1 protein-coding gene and 1 pseudogene are annotated in these 1,009 nt (G+C 46.0%); one reads left to right on the top strand and one right to left on the bottom strand.

All coding sequences use genetic code 11. The features are described 5' to 3' along the window. Positions 1 to 194: pseudogene (ansB, locus tag R7Z78_RS24925) on the top strand (L-asparaginase 2); the annotation flags it as partial. Between the two features lie 81 nt (positions 195 to 275). Here ansB and R7Z78_RS24930 read toward each other — a convergent pair. Continuing rightward, positions 276 to 1,009: pyruvate, water dikinase regulatory protein (locus R7Z78_RS24930; protein WP_169643695.1), on the bottom strand; the 734-nt coding region annotated here is incomplete at its 5' end.

Below are 1,009 nucleotides of genomic sequence, written 5' to 3' on the forward strand. Positions count from 1 at the left end.
TTCCGATCTTTGTCGTCAGAAGCTCTCGCACGCCAACTGGCTCAACGACTTTGGACGCGGAAATTGATGATGATAAATACGGCTTTGTTGCATCAGGCACGCTAAACCCACAAAAAGCACGAATTTTACTGATGTTGTCACTCACGCAAACGAAGAACTATCAAGATGTTCAGAAGATGTTCCAGTACTACTAAGGAACAATTGTATAAGCTGATAATTGATAACCAGTAATACGTAAAGAGGAGGTTGATAGCAACCTCCTCTCATCCAAATGACTAGCCGAACAAACGGCGTTTCATTCCGGCTCTCTCAAGAATGCGCGTTGAAATTTCTTCTACCGATAATGACGACGTGTTGATGTAAGGAATCGCTTCTCTTCTGAATAAAGCTTCAACCGTGTCCAACTCCAACTTGCATTGCTCTTCACTGGCATAGTCGCTGCCCGACAGACGATTCTCACGAATCTCATTCAAACGTTCAGGTGTGATGGTTAAGCCAAACAGTTTGTGGCGATGTACCTCGAACTCTGGCAACAAACGCATCATCTTGACGTCTTCGGCAATAAACGGGTAGTTCACCACGCGCAAGCCAAACTGCATCGCCATGTACAAACTGGTTGGTGTTTTGCCGCTGCGCGATACACCAAGCAGAATGATATCCGCCTGTTCCAAGCCTTTCAGTGTAATGCCATCGTCGTGAGCCAAGGTGTATTCGATCGCCGCAATACGGTCAAAATAGGTATCGGAATCTTTCCCTACACTACGAGAGCGCTGCAGCTTTGGGGCGGGTGCCATCTGAATGTCGTCTTGCACCTTTTGTACAATGCTTTCAAGCACATCGTAGCTGTATGCCGGAGCTTCTAGCAGCATTTCGCGTACACCAGGCACCACAATCGAGAAAAACACCAACGGTTTAACGCCATTGCGTTGGTAGGATGTTTCAATTTCTTTAACAACATCCGCAACTTTGTCTTGGCTTTCCACAAAAGGAAAGGTTTTTTCATTAGGAA

The sequence above is a fragment of the Vibrio sp. 1167 genome, assembly GCF_033340375.1.
GTDB classification, from domain to species: Bacteria; Pseudomonadota; Gammaproteobacteria; order Enterobacterales; family Vibrionaceae; genus Vibrio; species Vibrio alginolyticus.